Source organism: Streptomyces sp. 63XJN7_1_ISO-PGPR-S23-121, assembly GCF_056173025.1.
This window is the reverse complement of sequence record NZ_CM149653.1, coordinates 828,893-852,340: the sequence shown is the minus strand read 5'-3', so window position 1 is coordinate 852,340 and position 23,448 is coordinate 828,893. Positions and strand designations below refer to the sequence as shown.

Annotated in this window: 20 protein-coding genes and 1 riboswitch; of the genes, 6 read left to right on the top strand and 14 right to left on the bottom strand. The window is 73.8% G+C overall.

Going from position 1 to position 23,448, the window contains the following annotated elements; genetic code table 11:
• The first annotated feature begins 43 nt into the window (after positions 1-43).
• Together AC0VYN_RS03995 and AC0VYN_RS03990 are read left to right on the top strand one after the other, a co-directional pair.
• Positions 44-1,411 (top strand): FAD-binding oxidoreductase, encoded by a 1,368-nt coding sequence (locus AC0VYN_RS03995; protein ID WP_475534799.1) that lies wholly within the window; start codon positions 44-46, stop codon positions 1,409-1,411.
• A 17-nt stretch (positions 1,412-1,428) separates the two neighbouring features.
• Positions 1,429-2,184, top strand: coding sequence for a decaprenylphospho-beta-D-erythro-pentofuranosid-2-ulose 2-reductase (locus tag AC0VYN_RS03990; protein WP_451691082.1), 756 nt, complete (start codon positions 1,429-1,431; stop codon positions 2,182-2,184).
• Between the two features lie 47 nt (positions 2,185-2,231).
• Here the strand turns inward: AC0VYN_RS03990 and AC0VYN_RS03985 are convergent, their stop codons facing one another.
• The 4 genes from AC0VYN_RS03985 to pdxR form a co-directional block, all read right to left on the bottom strand.
• Complete coding sequence (locus AC0VYN_RS03985; protein ID WP_385463063.1) at positions 2,232-2,810, bottom strand: 2'-5' RNA ligase family protein; 579 nt, start codon at positions 2,808-2,810, stop codon at positions 2,232-2,234.
• Positions 2,811-2,983: 173 nt separating this feature from the next.
• Complete coding sequence (gene trpS / locus AC0VYN_RS03980; protein ID WP_475534798.1) at positions 2,984-3,994, bottom strand: tryptophan--tRNA ligase; 1,011 nt, start codon at positions 3,992-3,994, stop codon at positions 2,984-2,986.
• 155 nt (positions 3,995-4,149) lie between these two features.
• Positions 4,150-5,601, bottom strand: a complete 1,452-nt coding sequence (locus tag AC0VYN_RS03975; protein ID WP_475534797.1) for a glycine hydroxymethyltransferase — start codon at positions 5,599-5,601, stop codon at positions 4,150-4,152.
• Between the two features lie 29 nt (positions 5,602-5,630).
• A riboswitch (ZMP/ZTP riboswitch) is annotated at positions 5,631-5,717 on the bottom strand.
• Between the two features lie 207 nt (positions 5,718-5,924).
• Positions 5,925-7,310 carry a MocR-like pyridoxine biosynthesis transcription factor PdxR gene (pdxR, locus tag AC0VYN_RS03970; protein WP_475534796.1) on the bottom strand — a complete coding sequence of 462 codons (1,386 nt, stop codon included), beginning with the start codon at positions 7,308-7,310 and terminating at the stop codon, positions 5,925-5,927.
• A 46-nt stretch (positions 7,311-7,356) separates the two neighbouring features.
• On the opposite strand from pdxR, the gene AC0VYN_RS03965 reads away from it, so the two are divergent.
• The 3 genes from AC0VYN_RS03965 to AC0VYN_RS03955 are packed head-to-tail and all read left to right on the top strand — an operon-like array spanning position 7,357 to position 9,022.
• Complete coding sequence (locus tag AC0VYN_RS03965; RefSeq protein ID WP_385463051.1) at positions 7,357-7,866, top strand: carboxymuconolactone decarboxylase family protein; 510 nt, start codon at positions 7,357-7,359, stop codon at positions 7,864-7,866.
• Positions 7,863-8,309, top strand: coding sequence for a carboxymuconolactone decarboxylase family protein (locus tag AC0VYN_RS03960; protein WP_475534795.1), 447 nt, complete (start codon positions 7,863-7,865; stop codon positions 8,307-8,309). Before AC0VYN_RS03965 ends, AC0VYN_RS03960 begins: the two co-directional genes overlap by 4 nt.
• Positions 8,306-9,022 (top strand): isocitrate lyase/PEP mutase family protein, encoded by a 717-nt coding sequence (locus tag AC0VYN_RS03955; RefSeq protein WP_475534794.1) that lies wholly within the window; start codon positions 8,306-8,308, stop codon positions 9,020-9,022. Before AC0VYN_RS03960 ends, AC0VYN_RS03955 begins: the two co-directional genes overlap by 4 nt.
• A gap of 3 nt (positions 9,023-9,025) precedes the next feature.
• Here AC0VYN_RS03955 and AC0VYN_RS03950 read toward each other — a convergent pair whose 3' ends face one another.
• From AC0VYN_RS03950 to AC0VYN_RS03905, 10 genes are all read right to left on the bottom strand, one after another.
• Complete coding sequence (locus AC0VYN_RS03950; RefSeq protein WP_475534793.1) at positions 9,026-9,976, bottom strand: ABC transporter substrate-binding protein; 951 nt, start codon at positions 9,974-9,976, stop codon at positions 9,026-9,028.
• 1 nt (position 9,977) lies between these two features.
• Positions 9,978-11,921, bottom strand: a complete 1,944-nt coding sequence (locus tag AC0VYN_RS03945) for an ABC transporter permease (RefSeq protein ID WP_475534792.1) — start codon at positions 11,919-11,921, stop codon at positions 9,978-9,980.
• The gene (locus AC0VYN_RS03940) at positions 11,921-13,204 is read right to left on the bottom strand and encodes a quaternary amine ABC transporter ATP-binding protein (protein WP_475534791.1); all 1,284 of its coding nucleotides are present in this window, start codon (positions 13,202-13,204) and stop codon (positions 11,921-11,923) included. Before AC0VYN_RS03940 ends, AC0VYN_RS03945 begins: the two co-directional genes overlap by 1 nt.
• Entirely contained in the window at positions 13,201-14,733 is a 1,533-nt protein-coding gene (locus tag AC0VYN_RS03935; RefSeq protein WP_475534790.1) for a GMC family oxidoreductase, read from the bottom strand. The genes AC0VYN_RS03940 and AC0VYN_RS03935 overlap by 4 nt, the downstream gene beginning before the upstream one ends.
• A gap of 49 nt (positions 14,734-14,782) precedes the next feature.
• Positions 14,783-16,312, bottom strand: a complete 1,530-nt coding sequence (locus tag AC0VYN_RS03930) for an aldehyde dehydrogenase family protein (protein ID WP_475534789.1) — start codon at positions 16,310-16,312, stop codon at positions 14,783-14,785.
• A 178-nt stretch (positions 16,313-16,490) separates the two neighbouring features.
• Positions 16,491-17,165: a hypothetical protein gene (locus AC0VYN_RS03925; protein WP_475534788.1), complete on the bottom strand. Its 675-nt coding sequence runs from the start codon at positions 17,163-17,165 to the stop codon at positions 16,491-16,493.
• 638 nt (positions 17,166-17,803) lie between these two features.
• The gene (locus AC0VYN_RS03920; RefSeq protein WP_475534787.1) at positions 17,804-18,793 is read right to left on the bottom strand and encodes a malate dehydrogenase; all 990 of its coding nucleotides are present in this window, start codon (positions 18,791-18,793) and stop codon (positions 17,804-17,806) included.
• A gap of 500 nt (positions 18,794-19,293) precedes the next feature.
• The gene (locus AC0VYN_RS03915; RefSeq protein ID WP_475534786.1) at positions 19,294-20,547 is read right to left on the bottom strand and encodes a helix-turn-helix domain-containing protein; all 1,254 of its coding nucleotides are present in this window, start codon (positions 20,545-20,547) and stop codon (positions 19,294-19,296) included.
• Between the two features lie 563 nt (positions 20,548-21,110).
• On the bottom strand, positions 21,111-21,623 hold the full coding sequence (locus tag AC0VYN_RS03910) for a DUF3017 domain-containing protein (protein ID WP_475536808.1): 513 nt from the start codon (positions 21,621-21,623) through the stop codon (positions 21,111-21,113).
• A gap of 13 nt (positions 21,624-21,636) precedes the next feature.
• Positions 21,637-22,491, bottom strand: a complete 855-nt coding sequence (locus tag AC0VYN_RS03905) for a bifunctional methylenetetrahydrofolate dehydrogenase/methenyltetrahydrofolate cyclohydrolase (RefSeq protein WP_475534785.1) — start codon at positions 22,489-22,491, stop codon at positions 21,637-21,639.
• Positions 22,492-22,782: 291 nt separating this feature from the next.
• Here AC0VYN_RS03905 and AC0VYN_RS03900 point away from each other — a divergent pair, with 291 nt between their 5' ends.
• Complete coding sequence (locus AC0VYN_RS03900) at positions 22,783-23,376, top strand: hypothetical protein (protein WP_475534784.1); 594 nt, start codon at positions 22,783-22,785, stop codon at positions 23,374-23,376.
• Positions 23,377-23,448: the final 72 nt, after the last annotated feature.

Genomic DNA, 23,448 nt, shown 5'->3' with positions numbered 1-23,448 from the left:
TTTCGTAACTGATCGCTCGCACAAGGGGGATACGGTCACCGGCATGTCTGCCGACACCGTTCCCGACACCGAGTGGGGCACCGTCACCGGCTGGGGCCGCACGGCGCCCACCGCGGCCCGTCTGGTCCGTCCGCGGACGTACGAGGAGGCCGCGGCGGCCGTCCGGGACTGCGGGGCCCGCGGCGGCATCCCCCGGGGCCTGGGCCGGGCGTACGGCGACGCGGCGCAGAACGCGGGCGGCGCCGTGCTCGACATGACGGGCCTGGACCGGATCCACGCCATCGACGCCGACGGCGGCACCGTGGTGTGCGACGCGGGGGTCTCCCTGCACCGGCTGATGGAGGTCCTGCTGCCGCTCGGCTGGTTCGTGCCGGTGACGCCCGGCACCCGCTACGTGACGGTCGGCGGGGCGATCGGCGCCGACATCCACGGCAAGAACCACCACGTGTCCGGGTCGTTCGCCCGGCACGTGCCGTCCCTGGAGCTGCTCACCGCCGACGGCGGGGTCCGCACCGTGGACCGCGGCACACCGCTGTTCGACGCCACCGCCGGCGGCATGGGCCTGACCGGGGTGATCCTCGCCGCGACCGTGCGGCTCCAGCCGGTCGGGACCGCGCTGATGTCGGTCGACACCGAGCGCGCCACCGACCTCGACGACCTCATGGCCCGTCTGACGGCCACCGACCACCGCTACCGCTACTCGGTCGCCTGGATCGACCTCCTCGCGCGCGGCGCGGCGACCGGGCGGGCGGTGCTCACCCGCGGGGACCACGCCCCGCCGGACGCGCTGGACGCCCGCGCCCGGCGCGATCCGACGGCGTTCCGCACCTCCCGCCTGCCGGCCGCCCCCGCCTTCCTGCCGGAAGGGCTCCTCAACCGGACGAGCGTGGGCCTGTTCAACGAGCTCTGGTACCGCAGGGCCCCCCGTGCGCGCCGCGGGCAGCTCCAGCGGATCTCCACCTTCTTCCACCCCCTGGACGGGGTGCCCCACTGGAACCGCGTCTACGGCCGCGGCGGCTTCGTGCAGTACCAGTTCGTCGTCGGGCACGGCCGGGAGGAGACCCTGCGCCGGATCGTGCGGCGCATCTCCGCGCACCGCTGCCCGTCCTTCCTGGCCGTCCTCAAGCGCTTCGGGCAGGCCGACCCCGGCTGGCTGTCGTTCCCGGTGCCCGGCTGGACCCTGGCGCTGGACGTCCCGGCCGGGCTGCCGGGGCTCGGTGCCTTCCTCGACGAGCTCGACGAGGAGGTCGCCGGGGCCGGCGGCCGCGTCTACCTCGCCAAGGACTCCCGGCTGCGGCCCGAGCTGCTCGCCGCGATGTACCCGCGCCTGGACGACTTCCGCGCGCTGCGCGCGGAGCTGGACCCCCGCGGGGTGTTCAGGTCCGACCTGTCCCGGCGCCTCGCCCTCTGACCCTTTCTGGAGCTGTCGTGAAGGACGCCTTCGGCCTCCCCCAGTCCCTTCTCGTCCTCGGCGGTACGTCCGAGATCGCGCTGGCCACCGTGCGCCGCCTGGTCGCCCGCCGCACCCGCACGGTCTGGCTGGCCGGCCGTCCCTCCCCCGCCCTGGACGCGGCGGCGGAGCAGGTGCGCGGGCTGGGCGCCGAGGTGCGCACCGTCGCCTTCGACGCGCTGGATCCCGGGTCCCACGAGGAGGCGCTGGGCAAGGTGTTCGCCGAGGGCGACATCGACCTGGTGCTCCTGGCGTTCGGGGTCCTCGGGGACCAGGCGCACGACGAGCGCGAGCCGCTGAACGCCGTGCGGGTCGCGCAGACCAACTACACCGGCGCGGTCTCGGCCGGCCTGGTGAGCGCCCGCGCGCTCCAGGCGCAGGGGCACGGCTCCCTGGTGGTGCTGTCGTCCGTGGCCGGGGAGCGGGCCCGCCGGGCCAACTTCATCTACGGCTCCAGCAAGGCCGGCCTGGACGCCTTCGCGCAGGGTCTCGGCGACGCGCTGCACGGCACGGGCGTGCACGTCATGGTCGTGCGCCCCGGGTTCGTGCGGTCGCGGATGACGGCCGGGATGGAGGAGTCGCTGCTCGCCACGACGCCGGAGGCGGTCGCCACGGCCATCGAGCTGGGGCTGCGGCGCCGCTCGGAGACGGTGTGGGTGCCGGGCGCGCTGCGGGTGGTGATGTCGGCGCTGCGGCACCTGCCGCGGGGGGTGTTCCGGCGGCTTCCGGTGTAGGGCCGGGTCCTGTCGTCGAACTCCCGTCGTTCGCCCGAAGGGCGGGCCTAGCGGGCCGGCAGGGAGCCGGTCTCCAGGCGTCCCGACTGCGGGGGCACGACCGCGCTGCCGAAGGGGAACTCGCGCAGCTTGCGCCACACCCCGTCGGCACCCTGCTCGTAGAGCGCGAAGCCGGTGCAGGGCCACTGGGCCTCGTAGTCGGCCAGCTCCTCGTAGGCGCGGTCCATGGCGGCCTCGTCGATGCCGTGCGCGACCGTGACGTGCGGGTGGTACGGGAACTGCAGTTCGCGCGCCATCGGCCCGGAGGAGTCGCGGACCCGCTTCTGGAGCCAGGAGCAGGCCGCGGCGCCCTCGACGACCTGGACGAAGACCACGGGCGACAGCGGGCGGAAGGTCCCGGTGCCGGACAGCCGCATCGGGAAGGGCCGGCCGCGGGCCGCCACCTCCGCCAGGTGCGACTCGACCGCGGGCAGCGCCGCGCCGTCGATCTCGGTCGGCGGCAGCAGCGTGACGTGCGTGGGGATGCCGTGCGCCGCGGCGTCGCCGAAGCCCGCGCGCAGCTGCTGAAGCCGGCTGCCGTGAGGCTCCGGGACCGCGATCGACACGCCGATCGTTACGGTCCCCACGTCGTCTCCCTGTCGTTCTGTCGGTGCCGCCCGCCCACCGGCGTGCGGCGGTGGCCGCCGATACGGCCACCCGGTTATCGACTGTACGGCCACGACCCTGTCCCGGGCAGGCGCAACCGGCGTGATGTGCAGCGCTACGGTGGCGTGCCGGGCGCTCGGTGCGGTACCGCCGGTCAGTGCTTGGCGGGCAGGAAGCCCATGCCGTCGTACGCCCGGGCGAGGGTCTCGGCGGCGACGGCGCGCGCCTTCTCCGCACCCTTGGCCAGCACCGCGTCGAGGGTCTCCGGGTCGTCGAGGTACTGCTGGGTGCGCTCCCGGAAGGGCGACACGAACTCGACCATGATCTCGGCGAGGTCCGTCTTCAGCGCGCCGTAGCCCTTGCCCTCGTACTGCTGCTCCAACTCGGGGACGGTGGTGCCGGTGAGGGTGGAGTAGATCGTCAGCAGGTTGCTGACGCCAGGCTTGTGCTCACGGTCGAAGCGGATCACCGTGTCGGTGTCCGTGACCGCGCTCTTGACCTTCTTCGCGGTGGCCTTCGGCTCGTCGAGCAGGTTGATCAGGCCCTTCGGGGTGGCCGCCGACTTGCTCATCTTGGCGGTCGGGTCCTGAAGGTCGTAGATCTTCGCGGTCTCCTTGAGGATGTACGCGCTCGGCATGGTGAAGGTGTCGCCGTAGGTCTGGTTGAACCGGTCGGCGAGGTCGCGGGTCAGCTCCAGGTGCTGGCGCTGGTCCTCGCCGACGGGGACCTGGTCGGCCTGGTAGAGCAGGATGTCGGCGACCATCAGCATCGGGTACGTGAACAGGCCGACGGTGGTGCGGTCGCTGCCCTGCTTGGCGGACTTGTCCTTGAACTGGGTCATCCGGGAGGCCTCGCCGAAGCCCGTGATGCAGTTCATCAGCCAGCCGAGCTGGGCGTGCTCGGGCACGTGGCTCTGCACGAACAGCGTGCAGTGCTCCGGGTCGAGGCCGGCCGCGAGGAGCTGGGCGGCGGCGACACGGGTGTTCTCCCGGAGCACCTTCGGGTCCTGCGGGACCGTGATCGCGTGCAGGTCGACGACCATGTAGAACGCGTCGTGGGTGTTCTGCATGTCGACCCACTGGCGGACGGCGCCGAGGTAGTTGCCGAGGTGGAACGAGCCGGAGGTCGGCTGGATACCGGAGAGCACGCGGGGACGATGCTGCATGGCGGAGCCATTCCCCTGAGGGTGGTGGTGGGAGACGGGCGGGCGTTCAGAGGCCATGGCGCCATTCTCTCAGAGCCCGGAGGGTGGCTCCCGGGGTGGGGAACCGCGGGCCGTCCGAGGCCCGGCGCGATCCCCCGCACCCCTTCCGAGGCGCCTCAGCCCAGGTCGATCTCCGGGTAGAGCGGGAAGCCCGCCACCAGGTCCGTGGCCCGGCGGGAGATCTCGTCGGAGATCTTCCCGTCCAGGACGTGCGACGCCTTGGAGGGGGCGCCCGACTTGGTGGTGCCCGGCTCGGTGGCCGTCAGGACGCGGTCCATCAGGCCCGCGACCTCGTCCATCTCGGCGGTGCCGAGGCCCCGCGTGGTCAGCGCCGGGGTGCCGACGCGGATGCCGGAGGTGTACCAGGCGCCGTTCGGGTCGGCCGGGATGGCGTTGCGGTTGGTGACGATGCCGGAGTCCAGCAGGGCCTGCTCGGCCTGCCGGCCGGTGAGGCCGTAGGAGGACGCCACGTCGATCAGGTTGAGGTGGTTGTCCGTGCCGCCCGTCACCAGGGTGGCGCCGCGGCGCGTCAGGCCCTCGGCGAGGGCGCGGGAGTTGTCGACGATGCGCCGGGCGTAGTCCTGGAACGCGGGCTGCCGGGCCTCGGCGAGGGCGACGGCCTTGGCGGCCATGACGTGCGGGAGCGGGCCGCCGAGGACCATCGGGCAGCCGCGGTCGACCTGGTCCTTGAGGGAGTCGTCGCACAGCACCATGCCGCCGCGCGGGCCGCGCAGCGACTTGTGGGTGGTCGTCGTGACGATCTGGGCGTGCGGGACCGGGTCGAAGTCGCCGGTGAGCACCTTGCCCGCGACCAGACCGGCGAAGTGCGCCATGTCGACCATGAGGGTGGCGCCGACCTCGTCGGCGATCTCGCGCATGATCCGGAAGTTCACCAGGCGGGGGTAGGCGGAGTAGCCGGCGACGATGATCAGCGGCTTGAACTCGCGGGCCTGGGCGCGCAGGGCCTCGTAGTCGATGAGGCCGGTGGCGGGGTCCGTGCCGTAGGAGCGCTGGTCGAACATCTTGCCGGAGATGTTCGGGCGGAAGCCGTGGGTGAGGTGGCCGCCCGCGTCGAGGGACATGCCGAGCATGCGCTGGTTGCCGAAGGCCTGGCGCAGCTCGGCCCAGTCCGCCTCGGAGAGGTCGTTGACCTGGCGGACGCCGGTCTTCTCCAGGAACGGCACCTCGACGCGGTCGGCGAGCACGGCCCAGAAGGCGACGAGGTTGGCGTCGATGCCGGAGTGCGGCTGGACGTAGGCGTGGCGGGCGCCGAAGAGTTCCCGGGCGTGCTCGGCGGCCAGCGACTCGACGGTGTCGACGTTGCGGCAGCCGGCGTAGAAGCGGCGGCCGACGGTGCCCTCGGCGTACTTGTCGCTGAACCAGTTGCCCATGGTCAGCAGGGTGGCCGGGGAGGCGTAGTTCTCGGAGGCGATCAGCTTGAGCATCTCGCGCTGGTCGGCGACCTCCTGGCCGATGGCGTCGGCGACGCGCGGCTCGACGGTGCGGATCACGTCGAGGGCGGCGCGGTAGGCGGTGGAAGCGGGGGTGAGCTGCTGCTCCGCGGACATGGGGACCTCCGGGCGTAGTGGTCGGCGTTCGGCTCGGCCCAGGCGCACGGCTCTCCCTGCCCGGGCCGCTCCCCGATGGTTGGTCCCATCCCAGCGCGCCAGTCACGGCCCACGGTCAGCGTACCCGGGCCGGTGGAGGGGTGCGGGGAGTGTCCGCGATGCGGGAGCGTCGCCCCCTCGGAGGATCACGTGGGGCAGGAACCTCGCGTACTCGTCCGTGATCAGGCCCGAGGACTCCCGGATGCCAGGCCCGCCGACTCGTTCTCCACGACCTGTACGACGGTTGAGCCGGACGCGTGTACGGCCCGCACCGCGGGTGGACTCTACGGCAGCGCCCGGCACAGCGCGTCCAGGGCCCCTGACCAGGCATGGTCGGGCGGGGTGCCGTAGCCGACGACCACGGCGTCCAGGGGTTCGGTGACGGCCTCCGGATGGCGGAACAGGGACAGGCCGTACAGGCCGAGGCCCTGCCAGGCCGCCGCCCGGACCGTCTGCTGTTCGGTGCCGGGCGGCAGGCGGAGGACGGCGTGCAGGCCGGCCGCGATCCCGGTGACCCGCACCTCGGGGGCGCGGCCGGCGAGCGCCGCGACCAGGGCGTCCCGGCGGCGCCGGTAGCGCAGGCGGGTCGAGCGGACGTGGCGGTCGTAGGCGCCGGAGGTGAGGAACTCGGCCAGGGTCAGCTGGTCCAGCACGCCGCTGGTGTCGAGGCCCCCGCGGGTCGCCGTGAGGTCGTCGGCGAGGCCCGGCGGGAGCGCGGCCCAGGCCAGCCGCAGGCCGGGGGCGAGGGACTTGCTCGCGGTGCCGAGATGGACGACGCGGTCGGGGTCCAGGCCCTGGAGGGCGCCGACGGGCTGGCGGTCGTAGCGGAACTCGCCGTCGTAGTCGTCCTCCAGGACCAGGCCGCCGGTGCGCCGCGCCCAGTCCACGACGGCGGCCCGCCGGTCGGGGTGCAGGGGCACGCCCATCGGGAACTGGTGGGCGGGGGTGAGCAGCACCGCGCCCGCGCCGGCCGGGGCGACGGGGTCGGTGCCGCGGGCGTCGAAGGGCAGCGGGACGGTGCGCAGTCCGGCGGCGGTCAGCAGGTCGCGGTGGACGTGGAGGCCGTACGACTCGACGGCGACGGTGTGCACGCCGCGCGCCTTCAGCACGGCGGCGAGCAGGGTCAGGCCGTGGGCGAACCCGCCGAGGACCAGGAGGCGTTCGGGGTCGGTGCGCACGCCGCGGGCACGGGCGAGGTAGCCGGCCAGCGCGGTGCGCAGCTCCGGGCGCCCGCGCGGGTCGCCGTAGCCGAGGGCGTCGTGGGGGGCGGCGTTGAGGGCGCGGCGGGCCGCCCGGAGCCACTCCGCGCGCGGGAAGGAGGCCAGGTCGGGCGTGCCCGGGCGGAGATCGTAGGCGGGGCGGGTGCTGACGCGGGGGCGCGGGGCCGAGCCGGCGGGCGGTACGACGGCGCGGTCCGCGACGCGGGTGCCGGAGCCCTGGCGCGCGGTGAGCCAGCCCTCGGCGACGAGGTCGGCGTAGGCGTCGGCGACGGTGTTGCGGGCGATGCCGAGGTCGGCGGCGAGGGCGCGGGAGGAGGGCAGCCGGGTGCCGGCGGCCAGGCGGCCGGTGCGGACGGCCTCGCGCAGGGCGTCGGTCAGCCCGCGTCGCAGTCCCGGCCCGGCCGGTTCCAGGTGCAGGTCGACGCCGAGAGTGGCCCAGGGTTTCGCCATGGAAATGGACCATACCCCTGGGCTGCTTCGTTCCTAGGGTCGAGGCATGACGACGCACACCGATGACACGACGACCGCGCGCCACGCCCCGGAACTGCCCGTACGGCTCGACTGGGCCGGGCACGCGCCCGAGGTGTACAAGGCCATGGTCCGGCTCGACGCGGCCGCCCGGCGGGGTGTGGACCCGACGCTCTACGAGCTGGTGAAGATCCGCGCCTCCCAGATCAACCGCTGCGCGCTGTGCATCGACATGCACAGCAAGGACGCCCTCGCGGCCGGCGAGAGCGTGGAGCGGATCATCCAGCTCAGCGCCTGGGAGGAGTCGCGGCACTTCTACACCGGGAAGGAGCTGGCGGCGCTGGAGCTGACGGAGGCCGTGACCGTGCTGACGGACGGTTTCGTCCCCGACGAGGTCTACGAGCGGGCCGCGAAGGTCTTCGACGAGCCGGAGCTGGCGCAGCTCATCGCCGTCATCACGGTGATCAACGCCTGGAACCGCTTCGGCGTGACCTGCCGCATGACCCCGGGGCACTACCGGCCGGGGCAGCACGGATGACGGCCCGGACGCGGCTCCTGGACCGGCAGGTCGGGCAGACCCTGTCCGCGCTCGCCGCGGCGGCGAAGAAGGGCCTCGGCGATCCCGTGCTCGCCGAGCTGGTGATGATCCGGGCCTCGCAGCTCAACCACTGCGCGTTCTGCCTGGACATGCACCTCGCCCTCGCCCGCGAGAACGGGGAGAGCGAGCAGCGGCTCGGTCTGCTCGACGCCTGGGAGGAGGCCGAGGAGCTCTACAGCGAGCGGGAACGGGCCGCGCTCGCGCTGACCGAGGCGGTGACGGTCCTGACCGACGGCTTCGTGCCCGACGCCGTGTACGAGCGGGCCGCCGCGCACTTCGCGGACGGCGAGCTGGCCCACCTCGTCGGGCTGGTCGCCGCCATCAATAGCTGGAACCGGCTGATGGTCGCCCGCCGCATCCCGCCGGGGGGTTACACACCATGATGGCCGGCACCTTCCGCGCCCTGCACCACGGCCGGCTTCCGGGCGACCCGCTCGTCCTGCCCGGCCCCTGGGATGCGGCGAGCGCCCGGGTCCTCGCCGACGCCGGGTTCCCGGCGCTGGCAACGCCCAGTGCCGGGGTCGCCGCCTCCCTCGGGTACGAGGACGGGCGGACCCCGGCCGGTGAGATGTTCGCGGCGGTCGCGCGGATCGCCCGGTCCGTCGACGTGCCGGTCTCGGCGGACGTGGAGGACGGGTACGGGCTGGCACCCGGGGAGCTGGTGGAGCGGCTGCTGGCGGCGGGTGCCGTCGGCTGCAATCTGGAGGACTCCACCGGCGGGGTGCTCAAGGACCCGCGCGAGCACGCCGAGTGGCTGGCCGGGGTGCGGGCGGCGGCCGGGGACCGGCTGTTCGTCAACGCCCGGATCGACACCTTCCTGAGGGGCGTCACCGACCCGGACCGGACCGTCGAGCGGGCCGCGCTGTACGTCGCCGCGGGCGCCGACTGCGTGTACCCGATCGGCGCCCCCGTGGACGTGCTGCCGCTGCTGCGGGCCGGCATCGAGGGGCCGCTGAACGTCGTCGCACGGCCCGGGGAGGGCCCCTCGCCCGCCGGTCTCGGCGAGCTCGGGGCCACCCGGGTCACGTTCGGACCGGGTCTGCAGCGGCGCACGGAACGGGCGCTGCGGGAGATCGCGGCCGGGCTGACGGGGTGAGGGTCAGGGCAGCCACGCCCGCCAGACGGACTCGTGGCTGTCCACCCACTTCTTCGCCGCCTCCTCGGGCCGCATCTTCTGCTCGGCGATCATCAGGGAGACCTGGTTCTGGTCCTCGGTCGTCCACCGGAAGTTCCTGAGGAACTCCGCCGCCCTGCCGCCGTGCCGGGCGAAACCCGCGTTGAGGTACTTCTGCAGCGGCGTGACCGGGTAGGCGCAGTCGACCTTCTCCGGGTCGGCGTCGCAGCCCTCCTTGTACGGCGGCAGCTTCACCTCCGTCATGGGGACCTTCTCGAACAGCCACTGGGGCGTGTACCAGTAGGTCAGGAAGGGCTTCTTCTCCTTGGCGAACTGCTTCATCTGGGTGATCTGCGCGGCCTCGGAGCCGGCGAAGACGACCTGGTAGTCCAGACCCAGGTTCTTGACCAGGGCCTTGTCGTTGGTGACGTAGGAGGGGGAGCCGTCCATCAGCTGGCCCTTGCCGCCGCTCTCGGCGGTGCGCAGCAGCTCGCTGTACTTGTCCAGGTTCTTCCAGTCGGTGACGTCCGGGTGCTTCTTCGCGAAGTACGCCGGGACGAACCAGCCGATGTGCCCGGTGACGCCGAGGTCGCCGCCGGCGGCGATGGTCCCCTTGTCCGTGACGTAGCGCTGTTCCTGCTCGGGGTGGCCCCAGTCCTCCAGGATGGCGTCGACCCGGCCCTGGCTGAGGGCGTCCCAGGCGGGGACCTCGTCGACCTGGACGGTGTCGACGCGGTACCCGAGCTCGTGTTCCAGCAGGTACTGGGCGACGGCCACGTTGGCCTGGGCACCGACCCAGGACTGCACCGACAGGGTGACGGTCCTGGAGCCCTGGGCGTTCGCGAACGGGGACGCCTGCTCGGTCATGTCGGCGGCGCCGCAGCCGGTGGCCAGCACCAGCACGGCGGCGGCCGCCGTGATCCGCCTGTGGGACATCTCAGGCTCCCTTCCCGGTACGGCGTTCGGTGGGCTGGGTGACCCGGTCGAGGGTCAGCCCGAGGCAGACGATCGCCGCGCCGGCCACCAGGCCGGTCGCCAGGTCGCCCTGGGCCAGGCCGAAGACGACCTGGTAGCCCAGCGCGCCACCACCGACCAGGCCGCCGATGATGACGACGGCGAGGACGAGGACGACGCCCTGGTTGACGGCGAGCAGCAGGGACCGGCGGGCCAGCGGGAGCTGGACCTGGCGCAGCTGCTGTCCGCTGGTCGCGCCGAGCGAGCGGGCCGACTCCATCGCGGCCGGGTCGACCTGGCGCAGCCCCTGGGCGGTGATGCGGACGACCGCCGGGAGGGCGTAGACGACGGCCGCGGCGACGGCGGGCGCGCGGCCGACGCCGAAGAGGGCGACGACCGGGATCAGGTACACGAACTGCGGCATCGTCTGGAAGACGTCCAGGACGGGCCGCAGCAGGCGTTCGAAGCGGTCGCTGCGGGCGGCGGCGATGCCGGTGGCGAAGCCGATGACCAGGGTCACGGCGACGGCGGCCAGCACCTGGGACAGGGTGTCCAGCGACGGGTTCCAGACCCCGAGCACGCCGGTCGCGGCCATCGCGAGGACGGCGGTGAGCGCGGTGCGCCAGGTGCCGATCAGCCAGGCCAGGGCGGCGACGATCAGCAGCACGGACCACCAGGGCAGCCACTGGAGGCCGTCCCGCAGGGGGTTGAGGACCCAGCTGGTGAAGTGGGCGGCCCAGTCGGCGGTGCCGCCGACGACGGGGACGCCGGAGTAGAGGTGGGCGGTCATCCAGTCGACGGCCCGGTTGACGGGCTCGGCGATGCGGACCTCCCACGCCCCGGGCCAGTCGAGGAGGCCCCCGAGGCGTCCGGCGAGGGCCACCGCGACGGCGGCGGCCAGGGCGTACAGCCAGGTCACCGGGGACTTCCCGGACTCCCCGAGCCGCTCCCCCGCCGCGCCGGTGACGCGGTCCAGGACGACGGCGAGCAGCACGATCGGGATGCCGGCGGCGAGGGCCGCGCCGACGTCTACGGAGGCGAGCGCCTGGTAGACGCGGTCGCCGAGGCCGCCGGCGCCGATGACGGAGGCGATGACGGCCATGGAGAGGGCCATCATGATCGTCTGGTTGACGCCGAGGAGGAGTTCCTTGCGGGCCAGCGGGAGGCGGGCGGTCAGCAGCCGCTGGCGGGCGGTGGTGCCGAGGGACTCGACGGCCTCCAGCACCTCCTTGTCGGCGCCGCGCAGACCGAGGGCGGTGAGCCGGGCCATGGGCGGGGCGGCGTAGACGACGGTGGCCAGGACGGCGGCGGGGACGCCGATGCCGAAGACCAGGACGACGGGGAGGAGGTAGGCGAAGGCGGGCAGCACCTGCATGGTGTCGAGCACCGGGCGCAGGAGGCGGTCCATCCGGCCGGACAGACCGGCGGCCAGGCCCAGCAGGGCGCCCACGGCGACCGAGGCGAGGACGGCGACGACCATCAGGGCGAGGGTCTGCATGGTCGGCACCCACATGCCGAGCAGGCCGCAGGCCAGGAAGGCGGCGGCGGTGCCGAGGGCTAGCTTCACGCCGGCCACGCGCCAGGCGACGAGCGCGCCGATCGCGGTGACCCCGGCCCAGCCGACGGCGAGGAGGGCGAGGTAGACGGCGCGTACGGCGATGACGACGGCGTTGCTGACGTGGCCGAGGAAGTAGAGGAACAGGGGGTGGCCGTCGCGGTTGTCGATGATCCAGTCGCTGGCGTCGCCGAGCGGGGCGGAGACGTCGACGGTGAGGGCGGACGGCCAGGTGGCGCCGGGCCACTGGGTGATGACGAGGGGGACGAGGACGGCGGCGGCCACGGCGAGGGCGAGGAGCTTGCGGGCGGCGGGGCGGGTGAGGAGGCCCGGGGGCGACGCCTCACGGGGGGTTGCGGTGATCGTCGCCATCACACCGGCTCCTCGCGGGTGGAGGGGGCGGCCGGCTCGGGGCGCTGGGCGGGTGCGGGTGCGTCGTCGCCGGGGCCGGGGACGTTCCGCTCACGGCGCTTCGCGGGCGCCTCCCCCACGCTCGGATTCGCTCGCGCGGGGGGACCCCCATCGCCCACCCGTGCCGCCCCGGCGGCACGACTGCCCGCAGCCGCGTCGGCGGCGGGGGCGGCCTGGTGCGCCGGGGTGGGGGTTCCGGCTACTACCGAGAGGAGGGTGCCGGCGTCGATGACGCCCAGGCAGCGGCCGTCGGACATGACGCGGGCCGGGGAGCCGGCGCGGGCGACGGCCTCGATGGCCTCCGTGACGGTGGCCTCGGGGCGCAGCGCGGGGCCGGCGCCGGCCTCGTCGGCGGAGGCGGCGGGGCGCATGGCCGTACGGACCGTCAGGACCTGCTCCCGCGGCACGTCCCGGACGAACTCACGGACGTAGTCGTCGGCGGGCGAGCCGACGATCTCCTCGGGGGTGCCGAGCTGCACGACGCGGCCGTCGCGCATCAGGGCGATGCGGTCGCCCAGCTTCAGGGCCTCCTGGAGGTCGTGGGTGATGAAGACCATCGTGCGGCCCTCCTCGCGGTGCAGCCGGACGACCTCCTCCTGCATGTCCCGCCGGATCAGCGGGTCGAGCGCGCTGAACGGCTCGTCGAAAAGCAGCACCTCGGGATCGACGGCGAGGGCGCGGGCGAGACCGACACGCTGGCGCTGGCCGCCGGAGAGCTGGCCGGGGCGGCGGTGCTCCAGCCCCTCCAGGCCGACCTTCGCGACGATCGCGGCGGCGCGCTCGCGGCGCTCGGCGCGGCGCATGCCCTGGACCTCCAGGCCGTACGCCACGTTGTCGAGGACCGTGCGGTGCGGGAGCAGGCCGAAGTGCTGGAAGACCATCGCGGCGCGGTGGCGGCGCAGTTCGCGCAGGCGCCCCCGGTCCATGGCGCGCACGTCCTCGCCGTCGATGGCGATGGTGCCGGCGGTCGGCTCGATCAGCCGGGTCAGGCAGCGCACCAGCGTGGACTTGCCGGAGCCGGACAGGCCCATGACGACGAAGACCTCGCCCTTGCGCACGTCGAAGGAGACGTCGCGGACGGCGGCCGTGCAGCCGGTGCGGGAGCGCAGCTCGGCCGGGGGCAGGGCGGTCAGCTCGGGGTCGGCGGGGACGCGGGCGGCCTTCGGGCCGAAGACCTTCCACAGGCCGTCCACCGAGAAGACCGGCGGCCGCTCCCGCGTGGTGCCGTTGACGGTGGCGGTCATCGGGCGTCACCTCCGATCAGCTCGACGGCGCGTTCCCCGACCATGAGGACGCAGATCATCGGGTTCACGGCGGGCATGGCCGGGAAGACGGAGGCGTCGGCGATGCGGATGCCCTCGAGTCCGCGGATGCGCAGCTCCGGGTCCACGACGGCGAGTTCGTCGGTGACGGCGCCCATCCTGCAGGTGCCCGCCGGGTGGTAGACGGTGTGGGCGGCCTTGCGGGCGTACTCGCTCAGCTCCTCGTCACCGGTGACGTCCGGGCCGGGGCAGACCTCGCGCTTGAGCCAGGTCGCGAGCGGCTCGGTCCGGGCGATCTCACGGGCGATGCGGATGCCGTCGACGAGGGTGCGGCCGTCGTAGTCGTCCTCGTCGGTGAAGTAGCGGAAGTCGAGGGCGGGCTTCTCCCGCGGGTCGGCGCTGGTGAGGTACAGGCGGCCGCGGCTCCTCGGCTTGGGGATGTTCGGGGTCATGGAGACGCCGAACTCGGGCCGCTCGTAGCCCAGTCGCTCCGGGTTGTCCGTGAACGGGATCTGGTAGAAGTGGAACATCAGGTCGGGGCCCGCGTGTTCGGGGTCGCGGCGCACGAAGAGACCCGCGTCGGAGTCCATCGCGGAGTTGTCCGGGATGGGGCCGTCGGTCTCCCAGACGATCACCGACTCGGGGTGGTCGAGCAGGTTCTCGCCGACGCCGGGCAGGTCGAGCACCACGGGTATGCCGAGCGCCTCCAGGTCCGCGCGGGGGCCGATGCCCGAGTGCAGCAGCAGGCGCGGCGAGTCGACCGCGCCGGCGCAGAGCACGACCTCGTCGCGCGCCTGGACCAGGATCTCCTCGCCCTCCTTGGTGCGGACGTGGACGCCCCTGGCGCGGGTGCCGTCGAGCTCCAGCCGGTGGGCCCAGGTCTCCAGCATGATCGTCAGGTTGGGGCGCTCGTCCATCACCGGGTGCAGGTAGGCCACCGACGCCGAGGAGCGCTTGTTGTCCTCCGGGTGGTAGGCGAGGTCGAAGAAGCCGACGCCCTCGGTGAACGGCTTCTTGTTGAAGCCCTCCACGCGGGGTACCTCGAGGGCCTTCTGCGCGGCGTCGACGAAGTCGCGGGCGATGGCGTTCCGGTCCTTCTCGTCGACCGGGACGATGTTGTTCTGCAGCCGGGCGAAGTACGCCTCCATCTGCACCGCGCCCCAGCCCTTGGCCCCCGCGGCCTCCCACTCGTCCCAGTCGGACGGCAGCGGCTTGAAGGCGATGAGGGTGTTGTGGGAGGAGCAGCCGCCGAGCACGCGGGCGCGGCTGTGCCGGATGTGGCTGTTGCCGCGTGGCTGCTCGGTGGTCGGGTAGTCGTAGTCGAGCTCGCCGCCGAGCAGGCCCATCCAGCGGCGCAGCGTCAGCACGTCGTCGCGGCCGACGTCGCTCGGGCCGCCCTCGATGACGGCGACGGTGACGTCCGGGTTCTCGGTGAGACGGGAGGCGATGACGGAGCCTGCGGTGCCGCCGCCGACGACGACGTAGTCGTAGACCTGGGAGGTCTCGGGCATGGGGGTACTCCAGGAGGGCGTGGGGGACGGGAGGGGACGCGCGGGGAGGTCAGCCGGCGAACCAGCGGACGGGCCGCGGCGCGAGGTTCTGATAGACGTGCTTGGTCTCGCGGTACTCGGCCAGGCCGGCGGGGCCCAGCTCGCGGCCGACGCCGCTCTTGCCGAAGCCGCCCCATTCCGCCTGCGGCAGGTAGGGGTGGAAGTCGTTGATCCAGACGGTGCCGTGGCGCAGCCGGCCGGCGACCCGGCGGGCGCGGCCCGCGTCGGCGGTCCAGACGGCGCCGGCGAGTCCGTACTCGGTGTCGTTGGCGAGGGCGACGGCCTCGTCCTCGGTGCGGAAGGTCTCCACGCTGAGGACCGGCCCGAAGACCTCCTCCCGCACGACGCGCATCCCGCGGTGGCACTGGTCGAGGACGGTCGGCTCGTAGAAGTAGCCGCCATCGGGCCGCTCGGGGGACGGCTCGGGACGCTTGCCGCCGCAGCGCAGCACGGCGCCCTCGGCGAGGGCGGAGGCGACGTGGTCCTCCGTCCTGGCGCGCTGCTGCTCGGAGACGAGCGGGCCGCACTCGACGCCGTCCTCGGTGCCGCGGCCGAGGCGGATCCTCCCGGCGCGGCGGGCGAGTTCGGCGACGAAGCGTTCGCGGACCGACTCCTCGACGATGAGCCGGCCGCCCGCGGAGCAGACCTGGCCACTGTGGATGAAGGCGGCGTTGAGGGCCTGGTCGACGGCGGTGTCGAAGCCCTCCTCGGTGTCGCAGGCGTCGGCGAAGACGACGTTGGGGTTCTTGCCGCCGAGTTCGAGGGCGACCTTCTTGACGGTGGCGGCGGCGGCCTGCGCGACCTTGGTGCCGCTGACCAGGCCGCCGGTGAAGGAGACCAGGTCGACGTCGGGGTGTTCGGCGAGCCGGGCGCCGACCGAGTGGCCGGGGCCGGTGACGATGTTGGCGACGCCGGCGGGGAGCCCGGCCTCGACCAGCAGGTCGATCAGGGCGACGGTGGTGAGCGGGGTGATCTCGCTGGGCTTGATCACGAACGTGTTGCCGGCGGCGAGCGCGGGCGCGATCTTCCAGCTGGCCTGGAGCAGCGGGTAGTTCCAGGGCGTGATCATGGCGCAGACGCCGATCGGCTCGTGCACGACGACGCTGTGGACGTCGGGCGAGCCCGCGTCGACGACCCGGCCGGGGGCCTCGCCGGCGACCAGGTCCGCGAAGTAGCGGAAGGCGTCGGCGACGCAGTCGATGTCGACCCGGCCCTCCTCGACGGTCTTGCCCGCGTCGCGGCTCTCCAGCAGGCCGAGTTCCTCGCGGTCGCGCGTGAGCAGGCCGGCGACGCGGCGCAGCAGGGCGGCGCGTTCGGCGACCGGGGTGCGCGGCCAGTCGCCGGTGTCGAAGGCGCGCCGGGCGGCGGCCACCGCGAGGTCGGCGTCCTTCTCGTCGCCCTCCGCGACCACGGCGAAGGGCAGGGCGTCCGCGGGGTCGACGATCTCGCGCGTCGCGCCGGAGGACGCCTCCCGCCACTCACCGCCCGCGTGAATGGTCCGGTGCGCCCGTTCCGCCCGGGTTTCCGTTCTGTTCGCCATGATCCGGTACTGCCTTCCGTTCCTGTTCCGTGTCCCTGCGTCACACGCATGTCACTCTCGGGACCGGGAGCCCCTGCCCTCTTCCCCCTGTTGCATGCGGAATCGGTGACCGAAAGTGCTTCGCCTCACGGGCAAGGGACGTGAAAGGGGCGGAAATGCGGACAGGGGCACGTCGCCGTCAGACGCACGGCCCGCCGGACGGGCGGAAGGAGTCCACCGCCGCGGTGAGCGGGTCGCGCAGCAGTGTGCCGCCGAGCGTCTCGGGGCCGCTGGAACGGATGGCGTACAGGGTGCCGCCGGCGGCCCGGAAACGGTGGTCGATGACCTGGCGCGGGCCGCGGTCCTCGTCGTCGTAGCGGTAGGTGAGCTCGGAGAACGCGTCGCCGTCCGCGTCGCGGGTGAGGGCGCGGTAGCCGGGCTGCCGCGCGAATCCGTAGGCGGGTGCGTTCTCGGCCAGGTCCAGGGAGGCGGCCGGGCTCTCCTCCACCAGCGCGAAGATCTGCAACTGGCGTCCGTCGTCCGGGGAGTCGTAGGTCACGACGGGGGCGGACTCGCCCTGCTTCTGGTGGCGTCGCCAGCCCTGCGGGACGGTGATCGCGTAGCCGACGGGGTCCTGGGCGTGGCGGTAGCCGGGGGCGGCGGACGGGGTGGCGGGGGTGGTGGCCGGTGGGGCCGCCGGTGCGCTGGGCGCCGGCGCGGTGTCCGAGGCCGGCGCCGTCGGGGCGTTCGTGACGGTGACGCCCGTGGCGGGGGCGTCGCCGGCCGGGTCGGTGCCGTCGTCGCGGGTGAACGCCCAGATCCCGGCGCCGACTCCCGCGCCGAGGACGGCCGTCGCGGTCAGGGCGATCAGCACCCGGCGCAGCCCGGGACCGGAGCCGGGGCCCGATCCGGGCGGTGCCGGCCGGGGCGGGGGTCCGGCGGGCGCGTCCGGGGGCCCGTACGTCCACGATGCCGGCGGGGCCGGGACGGCGGGCGCGGGAGCGGCGGGGTCCGGGGCCCGGGGGGCCGCGGCCGGCGGGCTCGCGGCGGCGGGCGGGCCGGGCGGCGGCGTCGGAGCGGGCGTCCACGGAGACGGCGGGGCGGCGGGCGCGGACGGTACCGGGGCCGGCGGGGCGGCGGGCCCGGAGGGCGCCGGGGGCGGGGGCGTGAGGCTCGTGCGGGTCTGGGCCGTGGCCCAGGCGGGCGGTTCGAACGGCCCGTCCGTGCCGCCCGCGGCTTCCGCGGCGTCCGGGGTCCGGGCCGCTCGGCCGCTCTCCTCACCCGGACCGTGACCGGAGCCCGCTTCCGGCTCCGCCCGCGCACCCGCCGGCGCTTCCGGCTCCGCCCCGGACCGCGAACCGTCGTCCTGCCAGCCGTTCATCCGTACCCCCCGAACCCGTCGAAACCGGTGTTCCGAAGGTAGCGGCGAAAACGGCGACGGGCCCCGTTCCGGCCGAAACCGGAACGGGGCCCGTGCGGGGCCGTGACGTACGGCCCGCGGAGCGGACGGACTCAGAGGAGGCCGAGACCGCGGACCGCCTCGCGCTCGTCCGACAGCTCCTGCACGGAGGCGTCGATGCGGGCGCGGGAGAACTCGTTGATGTCCAGGCCCTGGACGATCTCGTACGAGCCGTTCTTGGTGGTGACCGGGAAGGAGGAGATCAGGCCCTCCGGGACGCCGTAGGAACCGTCGGACGGGATGCCCATGGAGGTCCAGTCGCCCTCGGCCGTGCCGTTGACCCACGTGTACACGTGGTCGATGGCGGCGTTGGCGGCGGAGGCGGCCGAGGACGCGCCGCGGGCCTCGATGATCGCCGCGCCGCGCTTGGCGACGGTCGGGATGAAGTCGTCGGACAGCCACTTCTCGTCGTTCACGACCTCGGCGGCGTTCTTGCCGGCGATCGTGGCGTGGAAGATGTCCGGGTACTGGGTGGCGGAGTGGTTGCCCCAGATGGTCAGGCGCTTGATGTCGGCGACCGTCGATCCCGTCTTCTTCGCGAGCTGGGTCAGCGCGCGGTTGTGATCCAGGCGGGTCATCGCGGTGAAGCGCTCGGCCGGTACGTCCGGGGCGGCGGCCTGGGCGATCAGGGCGTTGGTGTTGGCCGGGTTGCCGACGACGAGGACCTTGATGTCGTCCGCGGCGTGGTCGTTGATGGCCTTGCCCTGCGGCTTGAAGATGCCGCCGTTGGCCTCGAGGAGGTCACCGCGCTCCATGCCCTTGGTGCGGGGGCGGGCGCCGACGAGGAGGGCGACGTTGGCGCCGTCGAAGGCGACGTTCGGGTCGTCGGTGATCTCGATGCCCTGCAGGAGCGGGAACGCGCAGTCGTCCAGCTCCATCGCGGTGCCCTCGGCGGCCTTGAGCGCCGGAGTGATCTCCAGAAGGCGCAGCTTGACCGGCACGTCCGCGCCGAGCAGCTGGCCGGAGGCGATGCGGAAGAGCAGGGCGTAACCGATCTGGCCGGCCGCGCCGGTGACGGTGACGTTCACGGGAGTGCGGGTCATGGCGTTCTCCGTATGACAGCTGGCGGTGGGGCGTCCCTGCCCCGGGGTGCGGGATCCCGCACCGGCTCGTGACCGGCCCGCCGTGATGATCGATCATCGGTGCGGACGGATCACCGACGGATGATCGATCTCTTGGCGTCAAGAGAGATCCAGCGGTCAGGCTATCGCGCCCGCGGCGCCCGGGGCGTCGGGGCCCGTGTGGCCAGTCCCACAGCGCCGCCTGCTGTCACCCGGTGGGGGCATCCGGTGCGCCGGTCACGGAAAGGGAGAGGCGGTCGCCCGGGTCCGGGAGAGGGAGGGACTGAGGCGACCGCCGTTCGGGGACCGTTGCCGGACTCCCGTGGGGGGATACCTGTCGCGTGCCCGCGCCTCCGCCGGCCATGCCTACGACAGGAAGATTTTCTTTCTTCCCTTCCTATGTCACCCGAACGGCCGACGGCGCCTCGTCCCGCGGGCCGCGTCCCGGCGCCTCCCGCACCCGGTCCGGCGGACCGCCGGCCTCAGTTCGTGCAGCCCTGGCCGCCCGCGGCCAGCGTCACGCACGCCTTGGCGTCGGCGGCGTTCCTCACCGCCACCATCGGGGTGTACGCGACCGTGTCACCGGCGGCGGTGATGCTGCCGGTCTGCTCATTCCTGCCGCCGGCGCTGACGCGGACCTCGTCGCCCTGGCCGGCCTGGGTGACGCGGGCCCACGCGGCGCCGCAGATCCTGCTGTAGCGGACCTCGACGGAGGCCGTGCCGATGGTGGCCGCGGCGGCGGTGGTCACCAGGTCTCCGCCGCAGCCCATGGTCTCGGGGTCCTTGCCGGTGCACTGGTCGCCGCTGCACTTCACCCCGGGCGGGAGCTTGGGCGCGGTGCTCGCGGTGGGCGACGGGGACGGCTCGGCGCGCTCGTCCTTCTCGTCGCCGCCGTCGTGCACGAGGAAGAAGGCGAGGGCGGCCACGACGAGCACGCCGACGACACCCGCGACGAACGTCCCCGTCCGTCCTCCGCCGCCCGGGGCACCGCCTCGCGCCCGGGAGCCGTCCGGCGGGGGCGTGCCGTGCGCGTCCGCGGTCCCGTGGGCCGCGGGCACCGGCGCGGTGGCGGCGGGACCGGCCGGGTACGCCCCGGTGACCCGCGGCCGGCGTTCGCCCGTCGGCGACGGCCCCCGGTATCCCGCGAGGCCCCACGAGTTGCCGTCGGACGGCCCGCCGGCGAACGGGGCGGAGGGTCCCCCGGGACCGGCGCCGCGCCCCGGACCCACGGCCGAGTCGGGGCTGTCGACGGCCGTCGGCTGTGCCGGGACCGTCGTCGGCGGCAGCGTGGGCGCCACACCGCCCGGCCCGGCGACCCCCGTCCTGGCCGCCGTACCGCCGCCGTGCCGGTCCGGCCTGCCGCCGCGCCCGCTGCCGGAACCGGCGTCGGGCGTGCCCAGTTCGCCGAGGGCGGCCCGCGCCTGCGAGATGCGGATGGCCTCCATGGTCATGTCGTGGCGCATCTCCGAGCGGCTCCAGGCGCGCTCGGCCAGTTCCCACAGGGTGGTCAGGTGGACGGGGTTGGTGCCCGTCACCTCGGCGAGGGCCACGATCGCGCCCTTCGGCGCGAGCAGCCGCCCGTTCAGATAGCGCTCCCAGGACGTCTTGCTGTAGCCCGTGGCGTCGGCCAGCGACGCGATGCTCAGCTCGCTGCGGTCCACGAGCCGGCGCAACTGGCCGACGAACTCCTCGAGCTGCGGATCGAGTTCCTCGGGCAAGGCCTTCCAGCGAGGCATTGCTTCCCCCTCTTCCCCCCGGTGACGTGCTGTTTCGTTCCCCGTTCGGTCCCCCGCGGTCCTCGCGCGCGGCGTCCCGCGCCGAGTCCCCGTTCTGGCTACCCACAGGGATGCGCCCGGTCGGGCTCCCCGTTCCCGGGGTGGGGGCGCACGGGAGCACAGGGACCCGCGGGCACGCACCGTCGCACGCTCGCCGATCCGCGGACCAGTGTCCCATCGGCGTTCCCGTGCACCGTACGGAACCCCTGCCGTCGTCCGGAACGGCCCCCACCGCTTGTACGGAACGCCCCGGGCCGTCCCGGTCGGCCACGGTAGCCCCGCCGCCGGGCGACTTGGGGGCACATCCCCGAACTTGTCGGCACTTCGGCACACGGAACGCACATGTGCGGTCACGCCCGGCGCAAGGCCCCCGTCATTCACGGACTCCGTAGCGGAACGGTCACTTCCGTGCCACAGCGCCCCGCCAGGCGTTGAACAGGGCGTTCCGCGTGCAGGAGGGTTGGTCGCGGCGGCGGCCCGTTCTCCCACGGGGGTGGAGGACGGGCCGCCGTACGCGGGACCGGTTACTGACTGACCGTGAAGTGCAGGGTGTCCTTCAGGAACGGGATCTGCAGCACCGGGTGCGGCTGGGCCATCAGCGCCAGCAGCGCGATGCAGAGCCCCAGGACCAGGTACGTGCTGATGTCCGTGAAGCGCGAGCGTACGGCGAGCATGCCGACGTCGGGCACGGTCCAGCGCAGCGCGGCGCCGACCAGCAGCGCGACGCCGATCAGCAGCGTGCCCCAGCGGAAGACGTCCAGTGCGGTCAGCAGCAGACCGATCCCGACGAGGCCCACCACCGTGAGCACCGGCCACTGCCGGGCGGGCGCGGGCGCGTCACGGGGTGCGGCCCGGCCGCCGCCCTCGGGGCGCGCGGTGTCGCGCGTGAAGAGGGGGAACCGCCGGGTGGCGCGCCGCGGTCTGCCGGAGGCGTCGGGCGCGCTGACGGGGTCCCGGACGGTGAGTTCCTCCCGCGGGAGTTCCTCCTCCGGGCGTTCGTCGTCGCCCCCGGTCCCCTTACTGCCCTCGGCCGGCACCGTGCTCCGCCCCTCAGCCGGCACTGCGCTCCGCCGCCTCGACCACGTTGACGAGCAGCTGGGCCCGGGTCATCGGGCCGACACCGCCGGGGTTCGGGGAGATCCAGGCGGCCACCTCGGCCACGTCCGGGTGGACGTCGCCGACGATCCTGCCGTCGGCGTTGCGCGAGACGCCGACGTCGAGGACGGCCGCGCCGGGCTTGACGTCCTCGGGGCGCACCAGGTGCGGGGAGCCGGCCGCGGCGACGACGATGTCCGCGCGCTTGAGGTGGGCGGACAGGTCGCGGGTGCCGGTGTGGCACTGGGTCACGGTGGCGTTCTCGCTGCGGCGGGTGAGCAGCAGCGGCATCGGGCGGCCGATGGTGACGCCGCGGCCGACGACCACGACCTCGGCGCCCTTGATCTCCACGCCGTAGCGGCGCAGGAGGGTGAGGATGCCGTTGGGGGTGCAGGGCAGCGGCGCCGGCTCGTTCAGGACGAGGCGGCCGAGGTTCATCGGGTGGAGGCCGTCGGCGTCCTTGTCCGGGTCCATCAGTTCGAGGATGCGGTTCTCGTCGATGCCCTTGGGCAGCGGCAGCTGGACGATGTAGCCGGTGCAGGCCGGGTCCTCGTTCAGCTCGCGGACGACCGCCTCGATCTCCTCCTGCGTCGCGGTGCCGGGCAGTTCACGCTGGATGGAGGCGATGCCGACCTGGGCGCAGTCGCGGTGCTTGCCCGCGACGTACTTCTGGCTGCCGGGGTCGTCCCCGACCAGGACGGTGCCGAGGCCGGGCGTGACGCCCTTCTCCTTCAGCGCCGCCACGCGGGCGGCCAGTTCGGACTTGATCGCGGCTGCGGTGGCCTTGCCATCGAGAATCTGGGCGGTCATGCCCCCATCCTCGCGGATGACCGGCCCCCTGTTCCAATCCGGTCACCATGCGGGCACCGGCCGGGGAGTCCCGGGCACGCGGGGACGGGTCCGGCCGTATCCGGCCATGATCACGGATGTTGCACTTGCACAACACCTGGTGGCCGCGGCTGGACAAGTAACGACCGGGTCAAGAACGATGGAGCGGCACAGTGTCGCGGACTGTACCGGGGGGACGAACCGCATCTGTAGAACTTCCTCCGCTCCATGCCGCGCGTCCCCGCACAGGAGCACATCGGAGGAAGGACCGCCATGAGTTTCGGCGACCCGAACAACCCCTACGGGCCCCCGCCCCAGCAGCCGCCGGGCGCTCCCGGTTACGGCTACCCGCAGCAGCCGAACGTCCCGCCGCAGGGCTACGGCTACCCGGCCGCCCCGCCGGTGCAGCAGCCGTACGGCGGTTACCCGCCGGGGCCGGTGGAGATGCCGGGCCTCACACGCGCGGCGCAGATCATGCTCGGCGTGGTCGCCGTCGCCCACCTGATCGTCGCCGGTGTCTACGGCTACCAGCTGTCGCGCTGGGACGAGATGATGCTCGAGGCGGGCATCTCCGGGGACGCCGAGGCGGAGCGGTACGCCGACCTGGGCAAGGGCGTCGTCGTCTTCCTCATCGCCCTTGCCTCCGTCTTCGCACTTCTCGGTCTCGCCCTGCTGGTGCAGTACGCGAAGGGCGGCAACGGGGTCCGGGTCTGCTCGATCGTCTACGGGTCGTTCGCGATCATCACGGGCATCTTCACCCTCGCCATGTACGGCCTGGGCCTGCTCGACATGGCCGCCGCCATCCTGCTGATCGTCTTCGTCTCCAAGCGGGCCAGCGCCGAGTGGTTCAGGCGCCCGCGCTACTGAAGCCCCCGGCGCGGCCGCACGGTCCGCGCCGAACACCGCACAGGGCCGTGTCCCACCCGTACGAGGGGGGGA

Bases quoted from the DNA above. Each gene is read 5' to 3' on its own strand.
- AC0VYN_RS03995 (WP_475534799.1), top strand. From the start codon at position 44: ATGTCTGCCGACACCGTTCCCGACACCGAGTGGGGCACCGTCACCGGC.
- trpS (WP_475534798.1), bottom strand. From the start codon at position 3,994: ATGCAGCATCGTCCCCGCGTGCTCTCCGGTATCCAGCCGACCTCCGGC.
- AC0VYN_RS03975 (WP_475534797.1), bottom strand. From the start codon at position 5,601: ATGTCCGCGGAGCAGCAGCTCACCCCCGCTTCCACCGCCTACCGCGCC.
- pdxR (WP_475534796.1), bottom strand. From the start codon at position 7,310: ATGGCGAAACCCTGGGCCACTCTCGGCGTCGACCTGCACCTGGAACCG.
- AC0VYN_RS03965 (WP_385463051.1), top strand. From the start codon at position 7,357: ATGACGACGCACACCGATGACACGACGACCGCGCGCCACGCCCCGGAA.
- AC0VYN_RS03960 (WP_475534795.1), top strand. From the start codon at position 7,863: ATGACGGCCCGGACGCGGCTCCTGGACCGGCAGGTCGGGCAGACCCTG.
- AC0VYN_RS03955 (WP_475534794.1), top strand. From the start codon at position 8,306: ATGATGGCCGGCACCTTCCGCGCCCTGCACCACGGCCGGCTTCCGGGC.
- AC0VYN_RS03950 (WP_475534793.1), bottom strand. From the start codon at position 9,976: ATGTCCCACAGGCGGATCACGGCGGCCGCCGCCGTGCTGGTGCTGGCC.
- AC0VYN_RS03945 (WP_475534792.1), bottom strand. From the start codon at position 11,921: ATGGCGACGATCACCGCAACCCCCCGTGAGGCGTCGCCCCCGGGCCTC.
- AC0VYN_RS03940 (WP_475534791.1), bottom strand. From the start codon at position 13,204: ATGACCGCCACCGTCAACGGCACCACGCGGGAGCGGCCGCCGGTCTTC.
- AC0VYN_RS03935 (WP_475534790.1), bottom strand. From the start codon at position 14,733: ATGCCCGAGACCTCCCAGGTCTACGACTACGTCGTCGTCGGCGGCGGC.
- AC0VYN_RS03930 (WP_475534789.1), bottom strand. From the start codon at position 16,312: ATGGCGAACAGAACGGAAACCCGGGCGGAACGGGCGCACCGGACCATT.
- AC0VYN_RS03920 (WP_475534787.1), bottom strand. From the start codon at position 18,793: ATGACCCGCACTCCCGTGAACGTCACCGTCACCGGCGCGGCCGGCCAG.
- AC0VYN_RS03915 (WP_475534786.1), bottom strand. From the start codon at position 20,547: ATGCCTCGCTGGAAGGCCTTGCCCGAGGAACTCGATCCGCAGCTCGAG.
- AC0VYN_RS03905 (WP_475534785.1), bottom strand. From the start codon at position 22,491: ATGACCGCCCAGATTCTCGATGGCAAGGCCACCGCAGCCGCGATCAAG.
- AC0VYN_RS03900 (WP_475534784.1), top strand. From the start codon at position 22,783: ATGAGTTTCGGCGACCCGAACAACCCCTACGGGCCCCCGCCCCAGCAG.